The sequence below is a fragment of the Methylomonas koyamae genome (assembly GCF_019669905.1).
GTDB lineage: Bacteria > Pseudomonadota > Gammaproteobacteria > Methylococcales > Methylomonadaceae > Methylomonas > Methylomonas koyamae.
Genome location: NZ_AP019777.1, coordinates 4,390,667 through 4,417,000 on the forward strand (window position 1 = coordinate 4,390,667; position 26,334 = coordinate 4,417,000).

24 protein-coding genes are annotated in these 26,334 nt (G+C 56.6%); 8 read left to right on the forward strand and 16 right to left on the reverse strand.

The features are described 5' to 3' along the window. Window positions 1-34 precede the first annotated feature (34 nt). Window positions 35-379 (forward strand): outer membrane protein assembly factor BamE domain-containing protein, encoded by a 345-nt coding sequence (gene bamE, locus MKFW12EY_RS19825; protein WP_054760962.1) that lies wholly within the window; start codon window positions 35-37, stop codon window positions 377-379. A gap of 50 nt (window positions 380-429) precedes the next feature. On the opposite strand, the gene MKFW12EY_RS19830 is transcribed toward bamE, so the two are convergent. The 4 genes from MKFW12EY_RS19830 to MKFW12EY_RS19845 all read right to left on the reverse strand — a co-directional run bounded on the left by MKFW12EY_RS19830 (window position 430) and on the right by MKFW12EY_RS19845 (window position 2,683). Continuing rightward, complete coding sequence (locus MKFW12EY_RS19830; RefSeq protein WP_221053627.1) at window positions 430-807, reverse strand: diguanylate cyclase domain-containing protein; 378 nt, start codon at window positions 805-807, stop codon at window positions 430-432. Then, window positions 749-1,009: a hypothetical protein gene (locus MKFW12EY_RS23335; protein WP_157199324.1), complete on the reverse strand. Its 261-nt coding sequence runs from the start codon at window positions 1,007-1,009 to the stop codon at window positions 749-751. Before MKFW12EY_RS23335 ends, MKFW12EY_RS19830 begins: the two co-directional genes overlap by 59 nt. Then, a complete protein-coding gene (locus MKFW12EY_RS19840) occupies window positions 997-1,386 on the reverse strand; it encodes a hypothetical protein (RefSeq protein ID WP_157199318.1) in 390 nt (129 codons plus the stop codon). The genes MKFW12EY_RS23335 and MKFW12EY_RS19840 overlap by 13 nt, the downstream gene beginning before the upstream one ends. Window positions 1,387-1,483: 97 nt before the next feature. Then, complete coding sequence (locus MKFW12EY_RS19845; protein WP_221053628.1) at window positions 1,484-2,683, reverse strand: MFS transporter; 1,200 nt, start codon at window positions 2,681-2,683, stop codon at window positions 1,484-1,486. Between the two features lie 120 nt (window positions 2,684-2,803). Here MKFW12EY_RS19845 and MKFW12EY_RS19850 point away from each other — a divergent pair, with 120 nt between their 5' ends. After that, window positions 2,804-3,589, forward strand: a complete 786-nt coding sequence (locus MKFW12EY_RS19850) for a dienelactone hydrolase family protein (RefSeq protein WP_054760970.1) — start codon at window positions 2,804-2,806, stop codon at window positions 3,587-3,589. A gap of 27 nt (window positions 3,590-3,616) precedes the next feature. Here the strand turns inward: MKFW12EY_RS19850 and MKFW12EY_RS19855 are convergent, their stop codons facing one another. Beyond that, window positions 3,617-6,508 carry an EAL domain-containing protein gene (locus MKFW12EY_RS19855; RefSeq protein WP_221053629.1) on the reverse strand — a complete coding sequence of 964 codons (2,892 nt, stop codon included), beginning with the start codon at window positions 6,506-6,508 and terminating at the stop codon, window positions 3,617-3,619. 267 nt (window positions 6,509-6,775) lie between these two features. Further along, entirely contained in the window at window positions 6,776-7,429 is a 654-nt protein-coding gene (gene crp / locus MKFW12EY_RS19860; RefSeq protein WP_054760982.1) for a cAMP-activated global transcriptional regulator CRP, read from the reverse strand. Window positions 7,430-7,557: 128 nt separating this feature from the next. Between crp and MKFW12EY_RS19865 the strand changes: the two genes are divergently transcribed. Together MKFW12EY_RS19865 and speD are read left to right on the forward strand one after the other, a co-directional pair. Continuing rightward, the gene (locus MKFW12EY_RS19865) at window positions 7,558-7,977 is read left to right on the forward strand and encodes an OsmC family protein (RefSeq protein ID WP_054760985.1); all 420 of its coding nucleotides are present in this window, start codon (window positions 7,558-7,560) and stop codon (window positions 7,975-7,977) included. A gap of 4 nt (window positions 7,978-7,981) precedes the next feature. After that, window positions 7,982-8,761 carry an adenosylmethionine decarboxylase gene (gene speD / locus MKFW12EY_RS19870; protein ID WP_140914358.1) on the forward strand — a complete coding sequence of 260 codons (780 nt, stop codon included), beginning with the start codon at window positions 7,982-7,984 and terminating at the stop codon, window positions 8,759-8,761. 56 nt (window positions 8,762-8,817) lie between these two features. Here speD and MKFW12EY_RS19875 read toward each other — a convergent pair whose 3' ends face one another. The 3 genes from MKFW12EY_RS19875 to apaG form a co-directional block, all read right to left on the reverse strand. Beyond that, window positions 8,818-9,135 carry a hypothetical protein gene (locus MKFW12EY_RS19875; RefSeq protein WP_054761021.1) on the reverse strand — a complete coding sequence of 106 codons (318 nt, stop codon included), beginning with the start codon at window positions 9,133-9,135 and terminating at the stop codon, window positions 8,818-8,820. 76 nt (window positions 9,136-9,211) lie between these two features. Next, window positions 9,212-10,039 carry a symmetrical bis(5'-nucleosyl)-tetraphosphatase gene (locus tag MKFW12EY_RS19880; RefSeq protein WP_221053630.1) on the reverse strand — a complete coding sequence of 276 codons (828 nt, stop codon included), beginning with the start codon at window positions 10,037-10,039 and terminating at the stop codon, window positions 9,212-9,214. Next, entirely contained in the window at window positions 10,039-10,416 is a 378-nt protein-coding gene (gene apaG / locus MKFW12EY_RS19885; protein ID WP_054760987.1) for a Co2+/Mg2+ efflux protein ApaG, read from the reverse strand. Before apaG ends, MKFW12EY_RS19880 begins: the two co-directional genes overlap by 1 nt. 67 nt (window positions 10,417-10,483) lie before the next feature. Here apaG and MKFW12EY_RS19890 point away from each other — a divergent pair, with 67 nt between their 5' ends. The 4 genes from MKFW12EY_RS19890 (at window position 10,484) to MKFW12EY_RS19905 (ending at window position 13,760) form a co-directional block, all read left to right on the forward strand. Next, entirely contained in the window at window positions 10,484-10,993 is a 510-nt protein-coding gene (locus MKFW12EY_RS19890; protein ID WP_054760989.1) for an ankyrin repeat domain-containing protein, read from the forward strand. Between the two features lie 14 nt (window positions 10,994-11,007). Further along, on the forward strand, window positions 11,008-12,357 hold the full coding sequence (gene mpl / locus MKFW12EY_RS19895) for a UDP-N-acetylmuramate:L-alanyl-gamma-D-glutamyl-meso-diaminopimelate ligase (protein ID WP_054761023.1): 1,350 nt from the start codon (window positions 11,008-11,010) through the stop codon (window positions 12,355-12,357). Then, complete coding sequence (locus MKFW12EY_RS19900) at window positions 12,354-12,644, forward strand: Rdx family protein (RefSeq protein WP_054760991.1); 291 nt, start codon at window positions 12,354-12,356, stop codon at window positions 12,642-12,644. Before mpl ends, MKFW12EY_RS19900 begins: the two co-directional genes overlap by 4 nt. A gap of 339 nt (window positions 12,645-12,983) precedes the next feature. Continuing rightward, window positions 12,984-13,760, forward strand: a complete 777-nt coding sequence (locus MKFW12EY_RS19905) for an N-acetylmuramidase domain-containing protein (RefSeq protein ID WP_054760993.1) — start codon at window positions 12,984-12,986, stop codon at window positions 13,758-13,760. Here MKFW12EY_RS19905 and MKFW12EY_RS23210 read toward each other — a convergent pair. The 7 genes from MKFW12EY_RS23210 to MKFW12EY_RS23215 all read right to left on the reverse strand — a co-directional run bounded on the left by MKFW12EY_RS23210 (window position 13,757) and on the right by MKFW12EY_RS23215 (window position 26,327). Beyond that, entirely contained in the window at window positions 13,757-13,888 is a 132-nt protein-coding gene (locus tag MKFW12EY_RS23210; protein ID WP_256360768.1) for a hypothetical protein, read from the reverse strand. The genes MKFW12EY_RS19905 and MKFW12EY_RS23210 overlap by 4 nt on opposite strands. A gap of 86 nt (window positions 13,889-13,974) precedes the next feature. Beyond that, window positions 13,975-16,587 (reverse strand): hypothetical protein, encoded by a 2,613-nt coding sequence (locus tag MKFW12EY_RS19910; protein WP_221053631.1) that lies wholly within the window; start codon window positions 16,585-16,587, stop codon window positions 13,975-13,977. Window positions 16,588-16,645: 58 nt separating this feature from the next. Beyond that, the gene (locus tag MKFW12EY_RS19915; RefSeq protein WP_221053632.1) at window positions 16,646-19,525 is read right to left on the reverse strand and encodes a hypothetical protein; all 2,880 of its coding nucleotides are present in this window, start codon (window positions 19,523-19,525) and stop codon (window positions 16,646-16,648) included. Window positions 19,526-19,944: 419 nt separating this feature from the next. Further along, window positions 19,945-20,193 (reverse strand): hypothetical protein, encoded by a 249-nt coding sequence (locus MKFW12EY_RS19920; protein ID WP_054761008.1) that lies wholly within the window; start codon window positions 20,191-20,193, stop codon window positions 19,945-19,947. A 532-nt stretch (window positions 20,194-20,725) separates the two neighbouring features. Continuing rightward, on the reverse strand, window positions 20,726-21,034 hold the full coding sequence (locus MKFW12EY_RS19925) for a toxin-antitoxin system YwqK family antitoxin (RefSeq protein ID WP_157199322.1): 309 nt from the start codon (window positions 21,032-21,034) through the stop codon (window positions 20,726-20,728). A gap of 894 nt (window positions 21,035-21,928) precedes the next feature. Further along, entirely contained in the window at window positions 21,929-24,697 is a 2,769-nt protein-coding gene (locus MKFW12EY_RS19930; protein ID WP_221053633.1) for an RHS repeat-associated core domain-containing protein, read from the reverse strand. Beyond that, window positions 24,654-26,327, reverse strand: a complete 1,674-nt coding sequence (locus MKFW12EY_RS23215; RefSeq protein ID WP_082409768.1) for a DUF6531 domain-containing protein — start codon at window positions 26,325-26,327, stop codon at window positions 24,654-24,656. The genes MKFW12EY_RS19930 and MKFW12EY_RS23215 overlap by 44 nt, the downstream gene beginning before the upstream one ends. Window positions 26,328-26,334: the final 7 nt, after the last annotated feature.

A 26,334-nucleotide genomic window follows, 5' to 3' on the forward strand; every position in this document is an offset into this window, starting at 1 on the left:
TTTAAAAACATCAATTTTCCTGAAGGCAATGCTTATGAAAAACCATTTCGTCAAACTCAATCCGCGCGCTTTAACGTTAACGTCGCTGTTGCTGGTTAGCGCCTTATCGACAACGCAATTGACCGGTTGTTTCACGGTCGGCCAGGAGTTTGCAGCAAATCACGTGCCGGAAATTAAAATCGGCCAAACCCGGAAACAAGATATTAGCGAGCTGTTCGGCACGCCTTGGCGCACCGGCATGGAAGACGGCAAACCGACCTGGACCTACGGCATTTACAAGTACGCCTTGTTCGGCGGGACCGACTCGCAAGACTTGCTGATCCGTTTCGACCCGCAAGGCATCGTCCGTTCTTACACGTTCAGCACCACCCGCAAATAAGCGCAGTCCGTCACCTCGCCGGCCGGCCGCGGCCGGCATCCGCAATCGGGTTAAACCACGCCGGGAACGGCCGCATCCTCAGCGCGGTCGTCGCCGGCGTAAAACCGGAAGCAATCCCGACCAGCACATTTGGCTTGGTACATCGCGCTGTCGGCATGTTTCATCAGCGTGGCGGTATCGGCACCGTCGCGCGAATACAGGGCAATGCCGACGCTGCAGGAAATATCCAGCGCCCGGTCTTGAATCAGGAAAGCACAGCTCAGCACCTGCAAAATACTCTCCGCCACCAACGCTGCCGCTACGGGCTGTTCCAATTGGGTAAGCAGCGTGCGGTCGCGCCGCGCCTGAGCCATGGCCTGGTGCAGGCGGTCAGTCAACGCTTCGTGGCGGGCCAGATGGTGCAGATGGTCCTCTACCGTCTTGCGCACGGTGATATCCGGCATCCAGCACGTAATGGGTCACGGCGCCGCCCGCGTTTTTGACGGCGGTAATCGTCAACCATTCCGGGAACTCCTTGCCGTTTTTGCGCCGGTTCCAAATTTCGCCTTGCCAGGAGCCTTGGCGCTGGATGCCGTCCCACATTTGCGCGTAAAAATCGGCGTCGTGTGTCCCCGACTTCAGCAGCTTGATCCTGCGGCCGACGACCCCGCGCGATTAATCAAGAAAATTGCAGTTTTGCGGCGTTCGAGCATGGTCTTGGTCAACCGCAATTCGTTTTCGATACCCTTCAAAGCCTTGATGTCGTCGTAAACGCCCAAAACGCCTATGCTCCGGCCCTGGCTGTTACTCAACGGCGCCTTCGACGTACGCCGCAAAATACGCCGACCTTGCCGACGATGTCGGCAGCTGCGCTCAAACCGCCGTCGGCTGACCAAGGCGGCGACGCTGAGCGACGCCACCAACCCGGTCAACAGATAGTCGAAGCTGACCTCATCGTCAGGAGAAAACGGTGGTTCAAACTTGCGGTTCGTGGAGAGGGAAGACGGCGAACGGTCGATAGAACACATCGCTTCTTGGCAAAACCTGTAGGCATTAACTTACAAAACCACTCCTGTTTTGCAAAACATTTCAGGGTTTTCCTATTTACAGCGACGCCCCGCCGCTTTAACGCTCGCGCCCACCCATGCGCCGCACCAGCAACAATGCCAGCGCCAACAGGCAAAAGCCGGCCCCGGCATGAAATGTCGCCGCTGCGCCGGCCCGGTCCCACAACAGCCCGGCCAGCACACTGGCCAGAAGCATTGCTACCCCACTGACCAAATTAAAAAAGCCGAACCCGGTACCGCGCAAATCGTCCGGTGCGGTATCGGCCACCATTTTCGCCAGCAAGCCCTGCGTCATCCCCATATGCAGCCCCCACAGACCGACGCCGGCCAGCATCGCCTCCCAGCGCGCGCTGGCAGCCAAAATCAAATCGGCGCCGACCAGCACCAGCAAGCCCCAGGCCAGCAAGGTCCGGTGCGGCATCCGGTCGGACAGCCGTCCGAACGGGTAAGCGGTCGCCGAATAGACAATATTCATTGCCACCATAACCAGCGGCACCCAAGCGATGCCGATGCCGCCCTGCTGTGCCCGCAACACCAAAAACGCTTCGCTGAAGCGGGCCAGAGTAAATACGGCGCCAACCATCACCACCCACCAGTATTCCCGGCCCAGGCGCCGCAAATTGCGGCGGCGGATCGGATTGCCGCGTTTGGCACGCGCCAGGTTGGCCGGTTCTTGGACGCCGAAAAACAGCATCGCCACCGAAAGTGCGGCGGGGATCACCGCCACCCAGAACACCGCCCGGAAATCGTTGGCCCAGGCCAGCATCAAGCCTACCGCCAGCAGCGGCCCCAGGAACGAGCCGACCGTATCCAACGACTGCCGCAACCCGAAAGCCGCACCGCGTATTTCGACCGGCGTCACGTCGGCCACCAACGCATCGCGCGGTGCGCCGCGCATACCCTTGCCGACCCGGTCCAACAAGCGCGCGCTCAACACCATATCGACGCTGGCAGCCACCGCAAACAACGGCTTGGTCAGCGCGCCGAGGCTGTAGCCCAGCAAGGCCAAGCTCTTACGCTTGCCCAGATAATCGCTGAGCGTGCCGGAAAATACCTTGACGATCAGTGCGGTAGCTTCGGCCGCCCCTTCAATCAAGCCGATACTGAGGCTGCTGGCGTGCAATACCGTCGCCATGAACAACGGCAACAGGCTGTGGATCATCTCCGACGAAATATCCATCAACATGCTGACGCAACCCAAAGCCCAAACGCTGCCGGGAATTTGCCGCCACACCGGGCGCGAGCCGCTTTGTTTCATAGCATCGCCTCATTACCTTTGCTCGGAGCCGAACCGCGGCGGCGGCAACCTCCGCCAGCCGATTGACATTATCCGTTAGCGGTGTAACCGTAAGCGTTTTTACGCTAACAGGAGAGTTACATGATATCCCGCTTATTGTTTTTGGCTTTGTTTTTCAGTTCCGGGCTACAAGCCGCGCTGCACGAACAGAGCGTCAGCTACCAGGCCGGCGGCACCACATTCAAGGGCTATCTGGCTTGGGACGACGCCAAGGGCGAGAAACAACCCGGCGTGCTGGTCGTGCACGAATGGTGGGGATTGAACGACTACGCCAAGCAGCGCGCGAAAATGCTGGCGGAACTGGGCTATACCGCACTGGCCGTGGATATGTACGGCGACGGCAAATTCAGCGAACACGCGGCCGAAGCTTCGGCGTTCATGGCCAGCGTCGTCGAGCGGGCCGGCGTTTCCGAACAGCGTTTTGCCGCCGCCGAGGCATTCCTGAAGCGGCAGCCGAGCGTCGATCCGGGCAAAATCGCCGCAATCGGCTATTGCTTCGGCGGCGCCACGGTATTGAACATGGCCAGACAAGGTGCCGACTTGGCCGCTGTGGTCAGCTTCCACGGCAATCTGGTCAGCAAAACCCCGGCCCAAGCCGGCAAAGTCAACGCCAAAATTCTGATATTGAACGGCGCGGCGGACGAGTTCGTCACGGCCGACAGCATTGCCGCGTTCGAAACCGAAATGACCAAAGCCGGCGCCGACTACCGCTTCGTCAATTATCCCGGCGTCCGCCACGGCTTCACCAACCCGGATGCCGACCGGCTGGGCAAGGCCAATAACCTGCCTATCGCTTACGACGCCGATGCCGACCGCCAATCCTGGGCGGCGATGCAAGAGTTGTTTCGGCAGGTTTTCCGCAAATAAGGCTCCGCTTCGGAGCCGGACGCCGGCTTAAGCCGGCAGCGAATCGAGCAGGATTTTGAATTCGGCTATCGGCAGCGGTTTGCCGAACAAATAGCCTTGAAACGCCGCGCAGCGGTTATCTTTCAAAAATGCATGTTGCGCGGCGGTTTCCACGCCTTCGGCGATCACGTTGAAGCGAAAATTGTTGGCCATATCGATGATGGTTTTTACCAGCACGGCGTCGTTCGGGTCGGATACGACATCGCGGACAAAACTTTGGTCGATTTTCAATTGGTCTAGCGGCATCTGTTTCAAATACGACAACGACGAATAACCGGTGCCGAAATCGTCCAGCGACAAGCGCACGCCCAACGCTTTGAGCCGGTGCATTTTGGCGACGACTTCGCCGACGTCGTCGACGATGACGCTTTCGGTCAGCTCCAGTTTCAAGCGGTCGACATTGATGTTATGGGCCGAAATCGCCGTGCTGACCGCATCGACGAAGTCCGGCTGGCGAAACTGGTGGGCGCTGACATTGATCGCCAACAGCAGGCCGCGGGTTGCTTCCTGCTGCTGCCATGCCGCCAATTGCCGGCATGCCGTGTCCAGCACCCAGGCGCCGATCTCCAGAATCAGCGAACTCTCTTCCGCCACCGGAATGAATTGGGCCGGCGAGACCATGCCGCGTTGCGGGTGCAACCAGCGGATCAGCGCTTCGGCGCCTAAGGGCTTGCCGTTACTGTCGATCTGGATTTGGTAATACAAGTGCAATTGGCCTTCGGCCAGCGCCTGGCGCAGATCGGCCTCCAATGCGGCGCGGGTTTCCAGCGCCTGCTGCATTTCCGGGTCGTAAAACCGTACCGTGTTGCGCCCGGAGTTTTTGGCTTGGTACATCGCGATATCGGCCCGCTTCAGAATGTCGCCGGTCGACAAGCCGTCGCCGCAAAACAGGGATACACCGATGCTCGGCGAGCTGTGGTAAACATGGTTCTCGATGTGGTAAGCCACCGCCAGCGCCGCCCGGATTTTTTCGGCGACCGCAATCAGCTTGTTCGACGCCTGCAACGGGTCTTCGCCCAACTCTTCGATCAATACCACGAACTCGTCGCCTCCCAACCGGGCCACGATGTCGCTGCCGCGCACGACAAAACCGATGCGTTTGGCGACCTCGATCAGCATCAAGTCGCCATAATCGTGGCCCAAGGTATCGTTCAACATCTTGAATTTATCCATGTCCAGGAACAGTACGGCGCCGTATTGCCTGCTGCGGGCCGAATTGGCCAAGGCCTGGTTGAAGCGGTCCAGCAACAGGCGCCGGTTGGGCAGCTTGGTCAACGGATCGTAGAACGCCAGATTGCGAATCTCGGCTTCGGCGCGTTTGCGTTCGGTAATGTCGGTAAAGATCGCCACGTACCCGGTGGTTGCGCCGGCCGGGTTCTTCACGGCGGTAATCGTCAGCCACTTCGGGTAAATTTGGCCGCTTTTGCGCCGGTCCCAAATCTCGCCGGCCCAGGTACCGGTTTCCAGCAGCCGCGACCACATTTCGCTGTAGAACACGTTATCGTGCCGGCCGGAACTGAGGATGCTCGGGTTCTTGCCGGCGACTTCCTCGGCACTGTAACCGGTGATTTTCTGAAAAGCGTTATTGACCCGCAAAATATTGCCGCCGGGATCGCTGATCATGATCGCCGCGTCGGTCTCGAACGTGACTGCGGCGATCCGCATCTCTTCTTCGGCTTGTTTCCGCTCGGTGATGTCGATGGCAATGCCGAGCAGATGCGTGGCATTGCCGGCCGCGTCGCGCAAAGCCGTTTTTCGGACGTACAGGCAACGCAATTCGCCCTGCGCCGTCGCCACCACCGACTCCGGGATATCCAGCGTTTCGGCTGCCGCCAAAGCCTGGCGGTCGCTATCGGCAAACAGATCCGCCTGTTGCGGCGGAAACAGGTCGGCATCGGTTTTTCCCAATACCTGTTCGGCGCGATAGCCCAACAATTCTTCGCCGGCCCGGTTGAACAATTCGAAGCGTAGATCGTCGGCCCGCTTCAGAAACACGACCGCCGGAATGTTCTGGATGACCGATTCCATCAACTGTTTGGCCCGGCGCAGATTCTCGGCGGCGCGTTGGCTGTCGCCCATGTCGCGCCAGACCGAATACATCGCCGGCCGACCGTCCCACTGAATCTGAGTCAAGGTCACTTCCACCGGCAACAGGGTTCCGTCTAGCCGCTTGTGCGTCCAGTTGAACCGGTGAATGCCGGACCGGCGCACGATCTCGAACTGTTTGGCAGCTTTGCGCGCCGAAGCCTCGCCGTCGGGCTGGAATTCCGGCGAAATATCCACCGGGTGCAGGTGCAACAGCTCCGGTTTGCTGCTTAAGCCGAGCGCACGTAAGGCCGCGGCGTTGGCTTCGACGAAGTGTTCGTCGCGAATAAGCCAGGCCGGGTCCGGCATTTGTTCGAATAACGAGCGGAAACGGCCTTGGCTTTCGTTCAGCGCGGCCAGGGCGGCTTCGGATTGCACCAGCTCGCTCCTGTAGCGATCGCGGTAGCGGTGCATGGCCTCGATCGCCAACGAAACCACGATGCCGTCGAACGCAAACACCGAATTGGCCCAAAACGATAAACGCAGGTTATCTGCCGTAATCGCAAAATAAGGCGGCGTGAAAAAATAAGTTGCCGCCAGCGCGCCGAGGCCGGTGGCTAGCAAGCCGGCCCGGTAACCGCCAACCGCGGCGGCAACCACCACAGCGGGAAAGAAAGTCAAATGCTGCAATTCGGCACTGGCCGGAGCCCATCCGAGCCGCACCAGTAACGCCAGGACGGTCAACAGCGCCGCGAACAAGCAATGCCGCAATCCGCCGCGCCGGCCGCCGACCAAACTCGGGAATTTGGCGCCTAACCATTCCTGGCCGGTAACGGGCGTAGTATTTTCTGGCATGAATTCTCTCGCTGACGAATTCGGTTTGGCTGGGCGATGGCTGCGGACCGCAGGTATCGAGGCGGGCGGCGGGCCAAATCAAGGATAACTTTGTGGGGTATTTTACGCGTTTTGCCGGAGCCGGGGGGCGGTGGCGCTGCAAAACGCGACCTGAGCCGAGAACTGCGTCCCGGCTCGCCGCTCGACCGCTCGGTTGCGGCCGGCCGGAATCCGGCGGAACGGGAAGTGCTCTAACAGGTGCCGAGTTGGTTTCGGCCGGGCCGGGCGTTAACGGGTGCCGAACACGACGATGGTTTTGCCGTGCGCGGTAATCAAGCCTTTGTCTTCCAGCTCCTTCAACACCCGTCCGGCCATTTCCCGTGAACAACCGACGATACGGCCGATTTCCTGACGGGTGATATGCAATTGCATGCCGTCGGGATGGGTAATCGCATCCGGTTCCTTGCACAAATCCAATAACGTCCGGGCAATGCGGCCTTCCACGTCCATGAATGCCAAATCGCGGTATTTGCGGCTGGTGATCAACAGCCGGGTCGAGAGTTGTTCGCCCAGTACCGTCAAAATTTCCACGGCATGATCGCGCAAGTCGGTGTTCAACAGCAGCTTGAAACGCTCGTAGCCGATTTCGGCCATCTGGCATTTGGTCCGGGTTTTTACCGATACGCTGCGGGTTTCGGCGTTTTTGAACACGCCGATCTCGCCGACGAAATCGTGCTTATTCAAATACGCCAATATCAGTTCGCGGCCTTCTTCGTCCTCAACGCTCACACTTACCGAACCGTCGACAACGAACAACAATTTATCGCCGATGTCACCCGGGCGAACGATGGTTATTTTGGCCGGATAACTTCTAACGTGGCAGAAACGCAGAAAGGCATCCAGGGCGGCGGGAGATATTTTGTTTTGTTTAACAAAGCTCATAAGTTGTAATAATTTTGTGAACTAGTTTGAGTACTTTACCAAGGTGCAGTAGTTTTAGAAAAAAATCAAGACATTTGACAGGTTCGTTGTAAAATCCGCGCCAATTTTGTTTTTGGTTAGGATTGATTATGCAGGCAACGATCAAGTGGGTCGACGGCCGGTTGTTCGTCGGAGAATCCGGCAGCGGCCACACCGTCGTGATGGACGGGCCGCCGGACCATGGCGGCCGCAATCTCGGCGTCCGGCCGATGGAAATGCTGCTGTTGGGCGTAGGCGGTTGTTCGTCGTTCGATGTGATCGATATTCTGCAAAAAGGCCGCCACGACATCGTCGATTGCACGGCGGAACTGACCGCGGAACGGGCCGACAGCGTCCCGGCGGTATTCACCAAAATCCATCTGCATTTCAAGGTAACCGGCAAGAACCTGCCGGCGGCGGCGGTGGAGCGGGCGGTAAAACTATCGGCCGAGAAATACTGTTCCGCGTCCATTATGCTCGGCAGAGCCGGCGTGGAAATAAGTCATGATTTTGAAGTTATAGAGGGCTGACCGCTTGAGCAAATTACAGTTACACGGGTTTAACAACCTGACCAAATCGCTGAGTTTCAATATCTACGATGTCTGCTACGCGCCGAAAGAACAGGAAAAAGCCTACATCGAGTATATCGACGAAGCCTACAACGCCAAGCGCCTGACTCAAATCTTGAAGGACGTCGCCAACATCATCGGCGCCCAGATTCTAAACATCGCCCACCAGGATTACGATCCGCAGGGCGCCAGCGTGACGATGCTGATATCGGAAGGCGCGGTGATTCCGGCCGGCATGAATTCCGAATCGCCCGGCCCGCTGCCCGACACGATTCTGGCCCATCTGGATAAAAGCCACATTACCGTGCACACCTATCCGGAAAGCCATCCGGACACCGATATCTGCACCTTCCGCGCCGATATCGACGTATCGACCTGCGGCCAGATTTCACCGCTGAAAGCGCTGAATTACCTGATCCACAGCTTCGAGTCCGACATCGTCATCATGGACTACCGGGTGCGCGGCTTTACCCGCGATATTTCCGGCCAAAAGCACTACATCGACCACAAGATCAACTCGATCCAGAACTACATCGCCGAGAGCACCAAAGAGCTGTATCAAATGATCGACGTCAACGTCTATCAGGAGAACATCTTCCACACCAAGATGATGCTGAAGGAAACCGAGCTGGAAAATTACCTGTTCGAAAAGGAAAGCAATTTCAGCGAGGACGAGAAGCAGGAAATCCAGGAAATGTTGCAGGACGAGATGGCCGAAATCTTCTACGGCCGCAATTTCTCTTAACGGCTATTTCACGCAGAACGGCCGCTACGGTTTGCTACCGTAGCGGCCGTTTTCGTTTAGCGGGCCGACTTTTGCGCGTCTTCCTGCATCCGCTCTTTGTGTTGCTTACGCAATTCGTCCATTTTCCGCATCTGCTCCGGATTCAATACCTGTTTGATCCGGCTATGCGACTCTTCGTGAATGGCGCGAAACTTTTCGTGCTGTTCTCTGAAAATCGCTTCCAGTTTGGTTTTTTGCTCCGGCGTCAGTTGCAGCAATTGCGTCAGACTTTCCAGCTTGTGGTCGACCGGCTGGCCGTAATCGTTCTCGCCGGTATAAGCGAACGCCGCCAGCGGCACCGCCAAAAATGTCGCGAACAGCCATCTTTTTTGCATCGTGGTATTTCCTTTAGAGTGGATTAAAAGCGCGGATTCCGCCAAAGCAAACCGCAGCAACCGGACCAGGAAGCGCTCAGAAAACCAGCGGATCCTGCACCGGGTGGCAGTCGATGCTGAAGCGTTGCGGCATATCGTCCAGGCGCAACGCGGTCAATTGGCCGCCCCACAGGCAACCGGTATCGATCGAATAACAGTTGTAGCCCTCGTAATAGCCCAAGGTCGACCAGTGGCCGAAAATGATCCGCAAATCGCGGCTTTTCCGGCCCGGAACCTGGAACCACGGCAGCAAATGCGCGGGCTGCGTGCCCGGGGCGCCTTTCTGGCCGAAATCCAGCTCGCCGGCGAGCGTGCAATAACGTAGCCGGGTAAAGCAGTTGACCGCAAAGCGCAGTTTTTCGTTCTTCGGCAAATCGTCCCGCCAAAGCAAAGGCTTGTTGCCGTACATCGAGCGGAAAAACCGCTCGTAATCGCCGCCCTGCATGGCTTGCTCGGTCTCGCGCGCCATCTGCTCGGTTGTCGCCAAATCCCATTGCGGCGGCAGGCCGGCATGCAGCATGCAATAATCGCCGTCGCGGTAAAACAAACGCTGGTGGCGCAGCCAGTGGATCAGCTCGTCGCAATCCTCGGCCCGCAACACCGCACCCAAGGTGTCCTTTTTGCCGGCCTTGCTCAAAGACACCACGGTTGCGATCAGGTGCAGGTCATGGTTGCCCAGAACGGTAATCGCCGACTCGCCGAGGCCTTTGACGAAACGCAGCGTTTCCAGCGACTTGGGGCCGCGATTGACCAGGTCGCCGGCCAACCATAAGCGGTCGCGGCCCGGATCGAAGTCTATCTGGTCCAGTAACCTGCGGAATTCGTCGTAGCAGCCCTGGATATCACCAATTGCATAAACTGCCATTAGTGCAGGGTGCGGGGGATCGACAGGGTGAATTTAGGGATGGCTGCGTTGAAACTTTCGCCGGTGTCGGCTTGCATCTGGTATTTGCCCTGCATCACGCCGACCGGAGTTTCGATCATCGCGGCGCTGGTGTAGCGGAACGAATCGCCCGGATTCAAATGCGGATGTTCGCCGACCACGCCTTCGCCGTTGACCTCCTGGATCTTACCGTTGGCATCGGTGATCAGCCAATGCCGGGTCAGCAGCTTGGCCGGCGTGGAGCCGACGTTGGTAATCGTAACGGTGTAAGCGAACACGTAACGGTTCTGTTCCGGCGAGGATTGCGCCTCGACGTAGTAAGGTTGCGCTTCAACTAAAACTTTGTTTTTTTCGCTCATTGATGGATCATGTAAATCGGACTTTCGTTTATTTCAACCCAACTGGTAGCCAAACGCAAGCAATCCCATGAACATCCGCAGATTTTGGGGCGCGGCCCTGCTGGCCTTGCCCTTGGCGGCGTTTGCCGAAGATGCCAAAGATCTGTTCGCCGCTGCCGCCGCCGGCAAAATCGAACGGGTCGAATCGTTGTTGGCCCAGGGCCTGGATGCCAACGGCAAAATCGACCAAGACCGTACCGCGTTGATGGCCGCCAGTTTCAACGGCAACATCAGAATCGTCAAAACCCTGCTGGCTTACGGCGCCGACGTCAATCTGGCCGACAAACTCGGCGCCACCGCGCTAACGGATGCTGTCATGTTCGGCAACCCGGATCTGGTCGCTGTGTTGATTGCCGCCGGCGCCAACGTCAATGCCGCCGACGCCCAAGGGGTCAAAGTCCTCGACAAAGCCAAAAGACTGGGCCGCGACAATATTGTCAAACTACTGGAAGCCGCCGGCGCCAAAGCGCAGGAAGCCAAGGCCGAGGAAGTAGTCCCAGCCCCAACCGAAGCAAAATCCGAAGAACCCAAAAAATGACCCCAGCAAAACCTCTGCACATCCACATCCTCGGCATCTGCGGCACCTTCATGGGCGGCTTGGCCCTGATCGCCCGCGAACTCGGCTACAGCGTCAGCGGCTCCGACCAAAACGTTTATCCGCCGATGAGCACCCAGCTCGAACAGCAAGGCATTCGCTTGATGAACGGCTACCGGGCGGAAAACCTGGATTGCAAACCGGATCTGGTCGTGGTCGGCAATGCGATGTCGCGCGGCAATCCGGAAGTCGAAGCCGTGTTGAATCTGGGCCTGCCCTATATCTCCGGCCCGCAATGGCTGGCCGAACACGTGCTGCAACACAAATGGGTGTTGGCCGTGGCCGGCACCCACGGCAAAACCACCACCACCAGCATGTTGAGCTGGATCTTGGAATTCAACGGCTTCAAACCCGGCTTTTTAATCGGCGGTATTCCCTTGAATTTCGGCATCTCGGCCCGGCTGGGCGAGTCGGATTTCTTCGTCATCGAAGCCGACGAATACGACTGCGCCTTCTTCGACAAGCGCTCCAAGTTCGTCCACTACCGGCCCCGCACCGCAATCCTGAACAACCTGGAATACGACCACGCCGACATCTTCGAAAACCTGGACGCGATCAAAAAGCAGTTCCACCATTTGGTCAGAACCATACCCGGCCAGGGTTTGATTATCGCTCCCGACTGCGAGAAACACGTCGCCGAAGTGCTGGAAATGGGCTGCTGGACCCCGGTACAAATTACCGCCATCGACGCGCCGGCGCCGTGGCAAGCGCAATTGCTGGCCGACGACGGCAGCAGCTTCGCGGTGCATTTCGAAGGCCAAGAGCAAGGCACGGTCGCATGGCCCCTGACCGGCAAACACAACGTCTACAACGCCCTTTCGGCTATCGCCGCCGCTCGCCACGTCGGCGTGCAAGCGGGCGACGCGATTGCCGCGTTGGCCAAATTCCAAAACGTCAAGCGGCGGATGGAAGTTATCGTCAAAAAGAACGGCATCACCGTTTACGACGACTTCGCCCACCACCCGACCGCGATCCAGACCACGCTGGACGGCCTGCGCAAACAAGTCGGCAACGAAAAAATCCTGGCCATCGTCGAACCGCGCTCCAACACGATGCGCCTGGGCGTGCATACCCAATCGCTGGCCGAATCGCTGAACCAAGCCGACCGCGCCATCATTTTTCAGCCGGATGGGCTGGGTTGGGATTTGAGCCAATTGTTGAAATACGCCGACAACATCGAGATTTGCACCGACCTGGACGCCATCGTCGAAACCATCCGCGCCGAAGCCGACGGCGTCTGCCACGTCTTGTTGATGAGCAACGGCAGTTTCGGCGGCATCTACCAGCGGCTGCGCGACAGTTTATGAGCCATCGCGTCGAAATCCGCTACTGCACCCAATGCCGCTGGCTGCTGCGCGCCGCCTGGATGGCGCAAGAGCTGTTGACCACCTTCGATAGCGAATTAAGCGAACTGGCGCTGCAACCCGGCACCGGCGGCATTTTCGAAGTGTCCGCCGACGGCGTCCCGGTCTGGTCGCGTAAAGAACGCGGCCGTTTCCCCGAAATCACCGAATTGAAGCAATTGGTCAGAGACGTCATCGCGCCGGAAAGGGATTTGGGACACATCGACCGTAAACCGTCGCCGCAGTCTTAAGCCGGCAGAGCGGACAATGAACCAGCCCGCTCGTCTCCGGTAGCGTAAGCGCAATCCGAGCCCCCGCTGCAACTGTTGGCGGCCCGGATCGGGCATATACTCATCCCTGCCACCGGGCAAGGCCGAGCTACCGGACCAATTACCGGCCCTAACCCGGGCGGTTAATTCGCCTGCCGCTTCATAAACCTGGCTCTGCCGGAACCCAGTGCCATTTAGCCCGGCCGGGCAAACCGGTGCTGGGCAAAGCGGCAACATGGGGAGTGCATCGGATCGGTTAGTCAAATAGTTGGCGGGTTTTCTGCAGCCCGGCACTATCAATTCAATCAAAGGGGGTACAGCATGAGTTTTCAAGGTCAAGGCCGCCCGCTAAGCGGCGCAGGTATCGAGCAGGTGTGCAGCACATTAGGTGTCGCCCAGCCGGAAGTGTGGGCGGTGCTTAGCGTGGAAACGCGCGGCTTCGGTTTTTTAAAAGACCGCCGCCCACAGATACTGTTCGAACGCCACATTTTCCACAACCAAACCGGCGGCCGCTTCGACAACAGCGCTCCGGACATCAGCAACAGCAAGGCCGGCGGCTACATCGGCGGAGAGGCGGAATACGACCGTCTGAACACGGCAATCGGCCTGGACCAAGCCGCGGCGCTGAAAAGTGCGTCCTGGGGTATCGGGCAGGTGATGGGATTTAACTTCGCGGACGCCGGGTTTGCCAATGTGGCAGACATGGTTGCCGCATTCGTTGAAGACGAGAACGCACAACTGCTGGCGATGGCCAATTTTATCAAAGCCAACGGACTGGCCGGCGCCATGCAAAAGGGCAAGTGGGACGCGTTTGCCCGTGGCTATAACGGCCCGAGCTTCGAAAAAAACCAATACGACACCCGCCTGGCCGCCGCCCACGCCCGTTACCAGGTGATGCTGCCGGACTTGAGCTTGCGCACGGCACAAGCGGCGCTGCTATATCTCGGTTTCGACCCCGGCACTATCGACGGCGTAACCGGCAAGCGCACCCGCTCGGCAATTATTGCCTTTCAAGAAAAAGCCGGCCTGCCCGAAACCGGGGAACTGGACACCGACACGGAAAGCACGCTGCTTGGCGAGGCGTTTAAGTCTGACTAGGCGCGTCCGCGCAACAGCAATGTAGACCAACCGAATTGCTGTAGATCGAGCAGCGTCCCTGTTCTTTGGTCGCAGTCGGCGTGGATTTGCAAAAACCAGCGGCCCTGCCGATTGCGACTTACCGCCATGGCCGCTCTACGCGAAAAGTAACAGGATTTTTCACTTAACCAGCTGTTCAATTTTTCGGTGTCACCCCTGCCCAACATTGCGACTTTTACGATAGCCGCGCGCGATTGAGAATATGGTGGCGCGACTTGGCCAGCATGCCCAGCAAACCGCCCAGGAACAGCCAAGCCGTAGTCGGCAGCGGCACGGCGGCGACCCGCAGGCTGCCGTTGGCGGCCAAGTTGGAAAAGTCGAGTAGCTTGCGGTCCACGCCGACGACGCTGATGCGGTCCGGGTTGAAACTGCCGCTGAAGCTGCTGAAATTAAACAGGCTGAAACTGCTGCCCGCCGTGGGAGTGAAATTGCCGCCAAACACCAGCGCCAGGGTGCCGTTAAAATCCAGATGATCGATATTTAACAACTGGTCGTATTCGCTGCCGGGGCTGTTGCCAAAGATTTCCATGGTCAGCACCGTCGTTGAATTAAAGCTGGCATTGCCACCGTGAAAATCGATGGCGGCCGGGCTGTTGCCGGGTTTGTAGGCGCCATGAAAGGCAATGTCGCCGCTAAAGCCGCCGGCACCGTTGACGTCGTTCAAAAAGGTCAGCGTGCCGCCGGTGCCACCAACCTGACCGTTATTGGTGAAGTTACCCAAAATGCTGGCGTTGCCGGTGTAGTTCAAGGTTTCACCGCTGCCCAGATCGGCGCCGTTGATGGTACTGAGCTTGCCGCCATCCGCTAAAATGGTAGCCCAGCCAAGGTTAGCCTTGTCTTTATCCAACAGATTAACTTGGTTAGGGCCGACGCTCAAAATGCCACCAAAATCGAAACCATTGGCTGAATTGGTAGTGCCCAAATCCAGATTTCCGCCAACAGCTTCAATGAAATTTGCGGCGCTTCCCCCTGAGACAGCAGCAGCCACTGTGCCGAAACCGGCCAGTGTCTGGATGTTATTCATATTCAAATTGGGGGATAGCTTGGCGGCGATAGTGCCGCCGCTTAAACGCAGCATGTCCGCTTTAAGCTCGCCACCATTCAGAATCAGCAAATTCCCAGCATTGACGGCCAAGGTGGTGGCGTCGATTTTACCTCTTAGATCCAGGATACCCGCTTGAACATGGCCACCGCTTATATTGAGTAAATTCCCACTATTAACGGTCAGGGTATTCACCACTGCCAAGGTTTTGCCGTCGGTCAAAGTGGTCGTCGCGCCGAACATCGGGTTGTTGCCCAAGCTTACCCCATTGCTGCCGGTAATATTCAGGGTGCCGGCTGTCCAGTTGAATTGCCCGCCCGCGCTGGGAGTAATGTCCGGGGTTTGGACGCTGAGCGTACCGCCATTCAGGTTCAAAATACCCTGATTGCCGATAGTTAAGTGGTTGCCGACCGACACTTCGCCATGATTTTCGATATTCAGGGTCGCTTGGCCGTTGCCACCGACGGTCAAATTGCCGCGGTTTTCCCATAGCGAATTGGCTCCTGTAACCGTAACATTACTGCTGCCGCGCGCAAATTCGCCCATCAAGCCGTTAAGGTCGGTGACTTTACCGCCATTTTCGATGTTCAAACTGCCTATACCGTTAACTCCAACGAATAACTCGCCGCTGTTCTCCCACAACGAATTGGTGCCCTTGACGGTAGCTACGCTCGTAGCTCCTGAATAGACCGCCAAGGATCCATAAGCATTGCTGACTTTACCGCCATTCTCGATATTCAAGATACCGTTACCGTTTCCACCCACCATCAAATAGTCGCTGACAGTCCACACCGAATCGGCGCCGCTGATCGTTGCTGTACCGATGCCTATCTGGTTTCCCAAGATACCGAAAGTACTATTTACATGGCCACCATCCTGCACGTTAAGTGTTCCGACGCCGTAAGAACCAATATCCACGGCTCCACTGTTGGCCCACAGTGAGTTTGCGCCAGTAACAGTAACAGTGGCATTGCTACTGGGAGCTAAGCCAATAACACCGCTGCTATCGCTCACTTTGCCGCCATTTTCGATGTTCAAACTGCCTTTACCGAATTTTCCAACAAATACCTCGCCGCTGTTCTGCCACAACGAATTGCTCCCCGTTACGGTGACGCTCCCTTGCCCGGAGTCCTGATTGCCTACAATGCCTGTTTGATTACGTAGTGTGCTACCCGATTGCAAGACCAGATTGGCCGCGCCACTGTCGCCGACGACGAAATCGACATTGCTGTTGTTGATAGCGGTTTTATTGCTCAAGCTTAGGCTCAAGCTTAGGCTATGGTCGCCAAGCGTTACCGCCCCATTGACGGCCATGCCTGCCGTGCCCCCATCCCAGGTTTGATCGACATCCACGCTGATTGGCATATTGATGGTTTGCAGGTTATTGCTGAGATTGGTGATGTTGCCGGTGCTGGTGATGGCATTGCCGTTTAACTGAAAAGCCCCGGCACTCGGCGCAAAGCTTATCCCGCCGACCACAAAGCCCGGCACCGCGTCGTTGACGGGCGTTAATCGGGTGTTGCCGTCAAAAACCAAGCTGTCGCCTGCAGTGGGCACCACGTCGTTGTTGGTCCAGTTGGTATTGGGGTTGAAGAGATTATTGTTGGCATAAAACCAACTGTCGCTGTCGCCGCTGCCGTCCCAGACCAGTTCGTAGGCGTGAACGGTTGGCGCGAGTACTGCACTTGATAACAGACTGCTGAGAGCAATGGCTAAAGGATGGCGCTTGAATGACGACGGTTGCATGGGTATTCTCCTGGAAAAGTAGGTTGGTTAAAGCGTTAACAAACAATGCGCAGGCTGCTTAGAAGGCTTGGCTGCCGTGGTTTTTGCGACGACTCACCAGCAAGGTGGTCATCAAGCCGGATAAAAACAGCCAGGTTGCCGCCGGTAAAGGCACCGCCGCGACTTGCAACGTGCCGGTGCTGGCCAGCTTAGTGAAATCCAGCAAATTGCGATCAAAACCGGCGACGGTAATGTGGCTTGGGTCCAAACTGCCGCTGAAGCTGCTGAAATCGAACAGCTTGAAACTGCTGCCCGCCGTGGGCGTGAAGTTACCGCCGAACACCAGCGCCAGGGTGCCGTTAAAATCAAAATGGCCGATGTTCAACAACTGGTCGTATTCGCTGCCGGGGCTGTTGCCAAAGATTTCCATCGTCAGCACCGAGCTTGCACCAAAGCGGAGGCTACCGCCGTGGAAGTCGATGGCGGCCGGGCTGTTACCGGGATTGTAGTTGCCGCGAAAAACAACGTTGCCGCCAAACCCACCGGCGCCATTCACATCGTTCAGGAAAGTCAACCTGCCCCTCGATCCAGTCACCAGGCCGTTGTTGGTGAAGTCACCCAAAATGCTGGCGCTACCCGTGTAATTCAGCGTTTCGCCGTCGCCCAAATCGACGCCGTTGATGCTTTCAAGTTTGCCACCCTTACCCAAACTGGTGAAGACGCCCAAATGGGCTTTATCTTTATCCTGCAACGTTACTTGATTTGAGCCGACATCGAGCTTGCCGCCAAATTCGAAACCTTGAGTGGAATTGGCGTTGCCCAGCACCAGTTTGCCGCTATTGGCGCGGATGGTGTTGGCCGCCGTGCCGCCGCTCACGGTCGTTGTCAGCGTGCCGTAACCGGACAAGGTGCCGATGTCGTTCATATCCAGATGGCTACCGTTATGGAAGACCATTTGTCCGCCGTTCAATGCCAGCGTACCGGCCTTCAGCGAGCCGCCGTTTAGCCATAATAAACTGCCGCTGTTGATGTTCAGGCTGTTGGTCACCGCCAAGGTTTTACCGCTGGTCAGGGTGGTGAACGGGCCAAAAATCTCACTGTGGCCCAAGGTCACGCCGTCGGCACCAGTGATGCTCAAGGTGCCGGCGAGCCAGTTAAACCGCCCGCCAGGCGCAGGGCGAACATCGTCTTGATTGACGACTTCGAGCGTGCCGCCGTTCAGATTCACGAGGCCGGTGCTTAAAATGCGTAAGCGTCCGCCAACCGAAACCAGGCCCTGGTTTTCGATATTGAGCAGCCCCTTTCCACCCCGGCCGATCAACAGATCGCCTTGGTTCCGCCATTGCGAGCCGTCGCCGTTGACCATCACCGTGCCCAAGCCGCCGAGGGCATTGCCGATGACCGCGCTGGCGCTCTCCACTTTTCCGCCATTTTCCACATTCAGCGTGCCGCTGCCTTGATTGCCTACCATTAGTCTATCCCGGACAGTCCATGTCGACCCTTGGCCGTTGATGCTGGCTTCGCCCACACCGCCACTAACGTTGCCGATAGTTGCTCTGTCGCTTTTCACGCTGCCGCCGTGATCGACGACTAAACTGCCGTTACCCTGATCGCCGACAAACAGCTCGTATTTGTTAAGCCATTGGGCGCCAGAACCCAGCACGCTGACCCGGCCGATACTTCGCGAGTTGGCGCCGACGTAACCGAACTGGCTACTGACGGTGCCGCCATGGCGGACGAGTAGTTCGCCTCTACCGTCGGACAGGTATCCAACCGACAAATCGCCCGTGCTCAGCAGGGAGCCGGAGTCCTCGATTACAACCTCGCCAATGTACCGATTGCCGATAATGGTTAAAGCGCTTTCCATGCTTCCGCCCTTGACGATATTCAATTCGCCCGAGCCTTGATCGCCGATGATACTCTCGGCGCTAATCACGGCCCCGCCGTTAGCGATTTTCAAACTGCCTTGTCCAGGCGCTCCAATAGACAGGCTCTGATTCGTCCACCGCGATCCGGCGCCGTCGATGGTGACTAAGCTGGGATGCATGGAGTTACCGCCACCTATGGAGCTTTTGCCGGAGTTCAACACACCACCATTGGTCATCCTCAGCGTGCCTTCACCAAGATAGCCAATGTGCAGATCGTCGCTATTGGTCCAACTCGATCCCTGGCCATCGATAGTCACTTGGGCTCCGTTGCCGAGAGACGCCGTCTTACTGATCACCGAGCCGGAATCGAGGATATTCAGGATGGCTTTGCCGTGCGTGCCTATATTCATGTTCCCGCTATTGGTCCATTTCGATCCCGAGCCTTGGACGGTCATTTCCGCCGTACTTCCCTGGCCGGCGCCGATGATGGCCGAGACACTGTCCAGCGTACTCCTGCCTTTCACCAGCAATTGTGCTTCTCCGGTTTCGCCGAGAATCAATGGGTTATTGCCGGCGGAAACCTTGACGTGGCGTAACAAGGTCAGGGAATGGTCGCCCAAACCGGCGAATTGATTCACTTGCAAAAAGCCGCCGGGGATATTGCCGCCGTCCCAGACCTGATCGGCGCCGATGGCGATCGGCATATTGATGGTTTGCAGATTGCGGCTGGCGTTGACGATATTGCCCGTGCTGACGATGCGATTGCCGCTTAGAGTAAACGGCATGGCGTCGGCCGCAAAGGTCATGCCATTGATGGCCAGGCCTTCCGGGCCGTCGTTAAGCGGCGTCAACCGGGTCTTGCCTTTGAAGACCAAGGTATCGCCAGCATTCGGCAGTAATAACGGGTCGTTATTGAGCCAGTTGGTATTGGGATGAAGGAAGTCGTTGTTCGAGTAAAACCAACTGTCGTTGTCGCCGCTGCCGTCCCAAACCAGCTCGTAGGCAAGGACGGGTGAAGTCAAAAGGCCGTTGGATAGGATGCCGGCCAACGCCAGCGCTAATGGGTGAGCTTTGAAATATGGGCGGTACATGATGCTGCTCCAGAGTAAACGATAAAAGTGTTGTCTCGGAGGCGGTTTGTCGCTAACCGATGTCCGATGGTTGGCGTTTACTTGTCATTTCTTGTGCCAATTGCCGCGTGTTTGCTGCTGTTGCCCTGTAAGCGATTGTTTTAATGTTGTTTTGGTCTTGTTGTTTAAGGCATTTCAGGTTGGCGGCGATGAGCCGGCGGGCGGAAGCGGCGACGATATGTCGCTCAATTTACGATATATCGTCTATTTTCAGGCCGATCAGGGCCTGTCGCCGGCAGGTGCATGGCCGCAAAATAGCGACAGGCGCTTCGCAATAAACGGCGCGGAGGCTGTTCAATGCCTATGGACAGGCCCGTAGGTCCGATTAGCGATAGCGTATTCGGACGCATGTTTGACCTCGTTCCTCCGATTACACTTCGCTAATCGGAGCTACGCGGGCTGAGCGCATTCCAGAAGGCCGACTTCAGTTCGGTTTGCGAGCGGTCGATTGCGCCGCGGGCGTCGCTCCGGAAGTGGTTGAGTTGTTGGCCGGTCGCGGGAGCGCCCATCACCGTCCCCAACAATTGCTGGCTATCCGGATCGTACCGATAATCCGCCGTGCCGCCGGTAGGGCTGGCCTGCCGGGCACGGTTACCGACCGTATCGTATTGGTAGCTCTGGTTTTGCATTGGGTTGGCATGATTCAGGGCGGTTAGTTCGCCGACGGCGTCGTAGATGTAATTTTGTCGGGTAAGAAACAGGCCCGCGGTGCGAGGCCTACCCGGCTTTCGCTCCTCCGATTACGCTTCGCTAATCGGAGCTACGCGGGCTATCCCGCCCCGATTCATCGATCAACGTTAAGTCAACGGGCGAGCGATTTTTAGGCCATTGGTCGAGCAAAAAGCGTCAACGTTGAATTCAATTTCCGTCAAGTTTTACCCAACAACGGTTTTTGAACGCTAACAACGGACCGTCAACGAAATGGCAACGGAAAAGGCCGGTTGGCGACACGTTTGCGGCAGGCGCGGACGCCATGCCGGGAATGGTTGGACAGCGGAAATGCGGGGTGGGTCAGTTGGGAACGAGGGTTTCGGGTGGTGGTACAGGCCGCCGATAAATGAGATCGGCGGCCTGGTGATAATTGAGGTTTGCGGTCACTCGACCGATGCGCCTCCTGGCGTCGGCACATCTTATCGGCGCAAGTTATCGCGTCACTGGACTTTACGGCTTAGCATTTGAATAATTGATCGTTTTTTCCAATTTTCCCGTTGAGTCGTAAAAAGACCAAATACCGGTTTCTTTACCATACTCATATTGCCCCCGGATATGGACGTAACCACCTTCCCACGCAATAAAAGTACCGTGTTTAATTTTACAAATATGCTGGACACCAGACTTCCCCCAACCAGTAAATTCCGCCACAGATGGAGAAGGACATTGAATATCTTCATCATAGAAATTTTTTAGCTCGTCGTTCTCTTGTGAACAACCAACTAAAAAAACAACAGCACAGATACGTAAGGTGATCATATCGCTTTTTTCTCAAGGTGCTGGATAAACATTTTTATCGAATGGGTCGGGTGCAGGGGCTGTACGGGCATTTTCAATAACATGCCATGCATACGTTTGACACTGGTTCCATGGCAGCCACCTACCCAATGGCGAACCAACCTTAAGCTGTTCATTTATTTTACTTTTATCAACATTGTTACTGCTCTTAAAATAAGCAATGTCACTTTTGATAAAATTAAAAAACATTTAATATCAATGCTTTAAAATTTAACGCATTATGACATTACATTCTAAAAGAGCAGTAATTTCTAGACCTGACCCCGTTCTGCATTCGAGTAGACCGGTAGGATCAATATTTCTTAGAGGGTTATTTAAAGCATAGGTGTAAGTATTAATGCCCCCAACTAGCCCTAATATTTTCTAATTATTAGATCAAGCATTGCCCACCCAGCTATTATCCATAGCAACAAGGTTGAGTAGCGAGGAAACCTTATAGTAATTGGTAGCGAAACTATCATTACAAAAGCACCTATGCAATCAATAATATTACGAATATTAAACCCAAACTTATCTATACCTTCAACTGACACCTCGAAAGCAGATAGTCCATATAGTGATAACAAAACAAACAAAACCATTTTTACCGAAATCCTATTCAACATCAGCTTACTTTCCATCAATAACGGTAAAAGTACCAAACATTTTGATGCTTTCATTGCGAGCGGGGCCAAAACGATACCTGATTACTTACAAGCCTCAGCTAAATCAAGTGACGACTGAATGCTATCTGCCTTGGTTTTCATGGCCTTAGGTAAAAAACCGGATGGAGTCAGGTCTAGTCTCATGGTTAATTCCATGAATTCAGTGCAGCACCCCATATGTTGCTACTGAAAGCTATTCATAACCCATTGTTTAACTTGACTTATATCTGAACGGTTTTTTCTGAGGCTCATACGTAATCAGGAAACGATATGGATACGGATCATCTGATCGACCTGGTAGCTGATTTGTGCTGAATTGAGGCGCTAAATCAAGGACATCAACAGTTTTTGTAGATTGAATCAATTTTGATATTTGACTGTAAGCATCTGAGTTCCCAACAGTCACACATCCCAAGCTAACTGAACCAGGATGAAGTCGATAGGACCCAGGAGATCCCCTTCCAGATCGAAAATCATCAATATCGTTACGAGGTGACGAATCTTGTCTATCAAGACGAAACCAATTCTGATGATTTGAAGATTGATAATCCAGAATGTCGTATTGCCCAACTGGTATAGGATCACTTCTTACGCGACCATTGATGTCTACCCCAGAAAAAGCGTTAACCGAAGCGGTTGTAAGTGGATTGTCTCGATCTACAACTACAAGGGAGCCAGTTGAGAGATTGAATACGGCATCTACGAGTAGACCGGTAGGATCAATATTTCTTAGAGGGCTATTTAAAGCATAGGCATAAGTATTAATCCCTCCCGCCAACCCAATCGGGTCCGATTGCAGATAGCGGCCGAGTTCGGGCGAGTAATAACGAGCCATATTGTAGTGCAGGCCGGATTCGGCGTCGAAGTACTGGCCGGGGAAGCGCAGGTTCTGGCTGATGGCGTTCGTGGTGGTCTGCATCAGGCCGAAGGGTTGGAGCTGGGCGGCCCAGACGGTTTGCCCGGCGGCGTTGCTGGCTTTCAGCGGTACGCCCAGCGGGTGGTTGTGGAAGTAGTAGATCGGGCTGTTGGCGGCGCTGCCGTCGATGCGGGCCAGCGGTTCGCCGTCCAGGTAGGCGTAGTGGCTGGGGGTGCCGGCGATTTCCGCCAGTAGCTGGCTACCGGCGTAGGCGAAGGTGTGCAGCGGCTTGCCCGGCCAGGTTTTGCCGACCCGGCGGCCAAAGGCGTCGTAGGCATAGCCGGCCAGCAGGCTGCTACCGCTGTTGATTTGCACCAAGCGCTGGTCTGCGGCATAAACGTAATTGATCGGCGTGCTGAGCACATTCCAGAAGGCCGACTTCAGTTCGGTTTGCGAGCGGTCGATTGCGCCGCGAGCGTCGCTCCGGAAGTGGTTGAGTTGTTGGCCGGTCGCGGGAACGCCCATCACCGTCCCCAACAATTGCTGGCTGTCCGGATCGTACCGATAATCCGCCGTGCCGCCGCTAGGGCTGGACAGCTGGGTACGGTTACCTACCGCATCGTATTGGTAATTCTGGTTTTGCAGCGGATTGGCATGGTTCAGAGCGGTTAATTCGCCGACGGCGTCGTAGGTGTAATTTTGTTGGGCCAAGCTGGCGGTTTCGTCGTTGCTCAACGTCATGTTGCCAAGGTTGTCGTAGCCGTACTGCTGGCGGAACAGGTTACCGACGGTCTGCCGGGTCAAGCGGTAATCCTGGTCGAATTGGCGGCTGTCGCTCAGGCCGTTGCCGTAGGTCAGGCCGGCGACCGGGCCGAACGGCAGGTGGACGATATTGTCCGCCAGCAGCCGGGTGGTGGTGGCGCCGGACACGGTGTCGGCGACTTGGATGCGCCGGACTTGGCCGGTGGCGTCGTATTCGTATTGCAGGCGGCGGCCGCTGCCGGGCTGGGTTTGCACGATACGGTCGTCGACATCGTAACCAAAAGCCAGCTCACTGAGTACGCTGTTATTGGAAGGTTTGCGCACCGTGGCGGTAAGCAGGTTGCCGCGCAGGTCGAATTGGTGGCGGGTGGCGATATCGCCGCGGCGGGCATCAGTCAACCGGCCCTGTTGGCCGGCGATATTGCCGGCGCTACCGTCGTAACCGTATTCGGCGTCGGCCTCGCTGCCGGGATAATCGATACCGAGCAGGCGGTTCAGGGCGTCGTAGCGGTAGGTGGCCGTGACGTCGGCGGCGTCGGTGGTTTGGGCCAGGTTGCCGGCGGCGTCGTAGGCGTATTGCGTCGCGCCGGTGTTGGGGCTGTCGAGGCGGGTCAGGTCGCCCAGGCCGTTGTAGCGGTATTCGGTGTTGTGGCCGGCGGCGTCGGTGATTTGGGTCAAGCGGTCCTGCGCGTCGTAGTAGTAATCGGTCTGGCCGTTCAACGCGTCGGTGCTGCGGATCAGCCGGTCCAGGCTGTCGTATTGGCGCTGGCTGACGTTGCCGGCGGCATCGGTGGTTTGAGTCAGGTTGCCGTTGGCGTCGTAGGCGTAGCTAGTGGTTTGGTTGTAGGCGCCGATGTCCTGGGCCAGGCGATTAAGAGCATCGTAGACGCGGCGATGGCTTTTTACCACAGTACCGCTGCTGTCGAGTATCTGTTCCTGGGTACGGTTGCCCATGGCATCCAGCGTGTAGTGGATCTTGCCGCCCAGGGCGTCGGTAATGTCGGTCAGGCGGTGGGCGGCGTCGTAGGTGTAGCTGAAAAACACGCCGCTGGGCTGGGTCACTTTCGTCAAATTGCCGACCGGATCGTAGTCATAGCGGGTGATGTTGCCGCCGACATTTTTTTGCGTCAGCCGACCGCGGGCATCGTAGCTGAATCCAACCGCCAAACCGTTGGGGCCGGTCAGGCCGAGCAGGCGGCCGTTGGCATCGTAGCTGTTAAAGCTGGTGGTGTGGCCGAGGGCATTGGTGATTTGCCACAGGTCGCCGACATGGTGGCCGGCTGCGGTATCGGTGTAATAGCGGTAGGCGGTGACGTCGTTAACGTCGGTGCGCGGGCCGTCCTGGCTCAGGATTTGGCCCAATGTTGTAGGTATAGGTCCAAGTCCGGCTTTGCTGGGTCGAGGTATCGGTGACGGTTTTGCTCAGCAGGTTGCCGCCGGCGTCGTAACTGAAGGTTGTGCGGCGGCCGGCTTCGTCGATTTGGGTGGGCAGCCGGTAATTGGCGTGCCATTGGCTGCCGATTTTGTGGACATTGCTGCCGGCGGCCGGAGTATAGCCGGCCAGGTTGGCCGGACAGCTCGAGCCCGGCGGCAAACCTCCGAGGCGCACGGTCTCCAGATTGCGACTCAGGTCGTAAGCGTAACAGCTCAGGTTGCCGTTGAAGTCGGTTTGGCTGGCAAGGTTGCCGTTGGCGTCGTAGCTACGGGTTTGGGTCGTCGTACCGCCGCCGGTCGAGCCGGGCTGGCTGAGGCCGGTGAGTTTCCAGACGTTCAGCACGTTTTGGAAGGTGTAATGCCGAGTCGTGTTCAGACTGTCGGTGACATCGGTACTGCTGTCGCTGTTGTAGACCAGATTCACTTGCTCAGCGCCGTCGGCATGCTGCGACAGGTTGGCCCGGCCTTGGCCGTCGTAACTCCAGGTGGCGAAGCGGACGCCGTTTTCGTCGGTGATGCCGGTCAGCGCGTGCGGAAAAGTGGCGTTTTCGTAATGGTAGCGGCGCACGCTGCCGTCCTGGTGGACAACCTGGCTCAGGTTGCCCTGGGCGTCGTATTGGTACTGGCTAAATAATCCGTCGGGATAGGTCACGCGGGAGATGCGGTTGGCGCTGTCGTAGCTTAATTGCAGGGTATGGCCGAACGGGCCAGTGACGCTACTGAGCCGTTGCGAGGCGTCGTAGGCAAAAGCGGTAACGCGGCCGTTGGTTTCGGTACTGGACTGGATACGACCGCCGTTGTCGTAACGCTCGACAGTGCCGGCGGCGTCGGTCAGCGTGTAACCGCCCGCGTCCTGTGTCAGGCGCAAACGGCTGTCGGCATCGCCGCCCCAGGTGCCGTTGGTCAGCGTGAACCATTCGGCGCGGCCGTCCGAGCTCATCACTTGTATTTGGTCGTAGCTAACCCCTAAAGCCAATGAATAATTATGGCTCCAACCGAAACCAAAGGAGCTACTACTGTCAGAAGCACCACTGTTATAGTATCGGACCAGATTTATGCCAACAGCACCTGAGTCTAAATCAGTTTCCGCTTGAAATTTATTGCCGGTAGCCGTGTCGCAAGGGTTGCCTGCAGAGCACCGTGGTTCCCCTTGATTTTTTGGAAATACAAATGACTTGAGCGGTAAGCGGCATGACCAGGACACCCTATCGGCAACAAACGGTGACTTACAAGCCAATTCAGAGCCGACATACGTTAAATTTCTGTATATTCCACCGTCGTAAGTCAATACACAAGTTCCTTGCAAACCAGTAACTATTTGCCCATGGGGAGGGAGGTGCCACAAAGTGTTATAGCAATAGTTGCGGACATTGTTAATGTAAGTGCATATTGAAGATGTCGCTCCTGTGAGATTAAGCGTGATATCGCTTCGGTTACAGTAATAAGGTTCATAGATCGAGTACTGATCAGGTTGGGCCGAATATACAGAGAAATGAATTGCAATAAGCAAAATAAAACCGCTAATTCCGCGGCAGTGGATAAAACGAAAGCAAGACATCTTGAGA

Bases quoted from the DNA above. Each gene is read 5' to 3' on its own strand.
- MKFW12EY_RS19890 (WP_054760989.1), top strand. From the start codon at position 10,484: ATGAACATCCGCAGATTTTGGGGCGCGGCCCTGCTGGCCTTGCCCTTG.
- crp (WP_054760982.1), bottom strand. From the start codon at position 7,429: ATGAGCTTTGTTAAACAAAACAAAATATCTCCCGCCGCCCTGGATGCC.
- MKFW12EY_RS19910 (WP_221053631.1), bottom strand. From the start codon at position 16,587: ATGCAACCGTCGTCATTCAAGCGCCATCCTTTAGCCATTGCTCTCAGC.
- MKFW12EY_RS23210 (WP_256360768.1), bottom strand. From the start codon at position 13,888: ATGGCGGTAAGTCGCAATCGGCAGGGCCGCTGGTTTTTGCAAATCCAC.
- MKFW12EY_RS19880 (WP_221053630.1), bottom strand. From the start codon at position 10,039: ATGGCAGTTTATGCAATTGGTGATATCCAGGGCTGCTACGACGAATTC.
- MKFW12EY_RS19850 (WP_054760970.1), top strand. From the start codon at position 2,804: ATGATATCCCGCTTATTGTTTTTGGCTTTGTTTTTCAGTTCCGGGCTA.
- MKFW12EY_RS23215 (WP_082409768.1), bottom strand. From the start codon at position 26,327: ATGTCTTGCTTTCGTTTTATCCACTGCCGCGGAATTAGCGGTTTTATT.
- MKFW12EY_RS19900 (WP_054760991.1), top strand. From the start codon at position 12,354: ATGAGCCATCGCGTCGAAATCCGCTACTGCACCCAATGCCGCTGGCTG.
- MKFW12EY_RS19915 (WP_221053632.1), bottom strand. From the start codon at position 19,525: ATGTACCGCCCATATTTCAAAGCTCACCCATTAGCGCTGGCGTTGGCC.
- MKFW12EY_RS19855 (WP_221053629.1), bottom strand. From the start codon at position 6,508: ATGCCAGAAAATACTACGCCCGTTACCGGCCAGGAATGGTTAGGCGCC.
- MKFW12EY_RS19905 (WP_054760993.1), top strand. From the start codon at position 12,984: ATGAGTTTTCAAGGTCAAGGCCGCCCGCTAAGCGGCGCAGGTATCGAG.
- bamE (WP_054760962.1), top strand. From the start codon at position 35: ATGAAAAACCATTTCGTCAAACTCAATCCGCGCGCTTTAACGTTAACG.
- MKFW12EY_RS19840 (WP_157199318.1), bottom strand. From the start codon at position 1,386: ATGTGTTCTATCGACCGTTCGCCGTCTTCCCTCTCCACGAACCGCAAG.
- MKFW12EY_RS19865 (WP_054760985.1), top strand. From the start codon at position 7,558: ATGCAGGCAACGATCAAGTGGGTCGACGGCCGGTTGTTCGTCGGAGAA.
- apaG (WP_054760987.1), bottom strand. From the start codon at position 10,416: ATGAGCGAAAAAAACAAAGTTTTAGTTGAAGCGCAACCTTACTACGTC.
- MKFW12EY_RS19875 (WP_054761021.1), bottom strand. From the start codon at position 9,135: ATGCAAAAAAGATGGCTGTTCGCGACATTTTTGGCGGTGCCGCTGGCG.
- MKFW12EY_RS19925 (WP_157199322.1), bottom strand. From the start codon at position 21,034: ATGATCACCTTACGTATCTGTGCTGTTGTTTTTTTAGTTGGTTGTTCA.
- MKFW12EY_RS19920 (WP_054761008.1), bottom strand. From the start codon at position 20,193: ATGCAAAACCAGAGCTACCAATACGATACGGTCGGTAACCGTGCCCGG.
- MKFW12EY_RS19845 (WP_221053628.1), bottom strand. From the start codon at position 2,683: ATGAAACAAAGCGGCTCGCGCCCGGTGTGGCGGCAAATTCCCGGCAGC.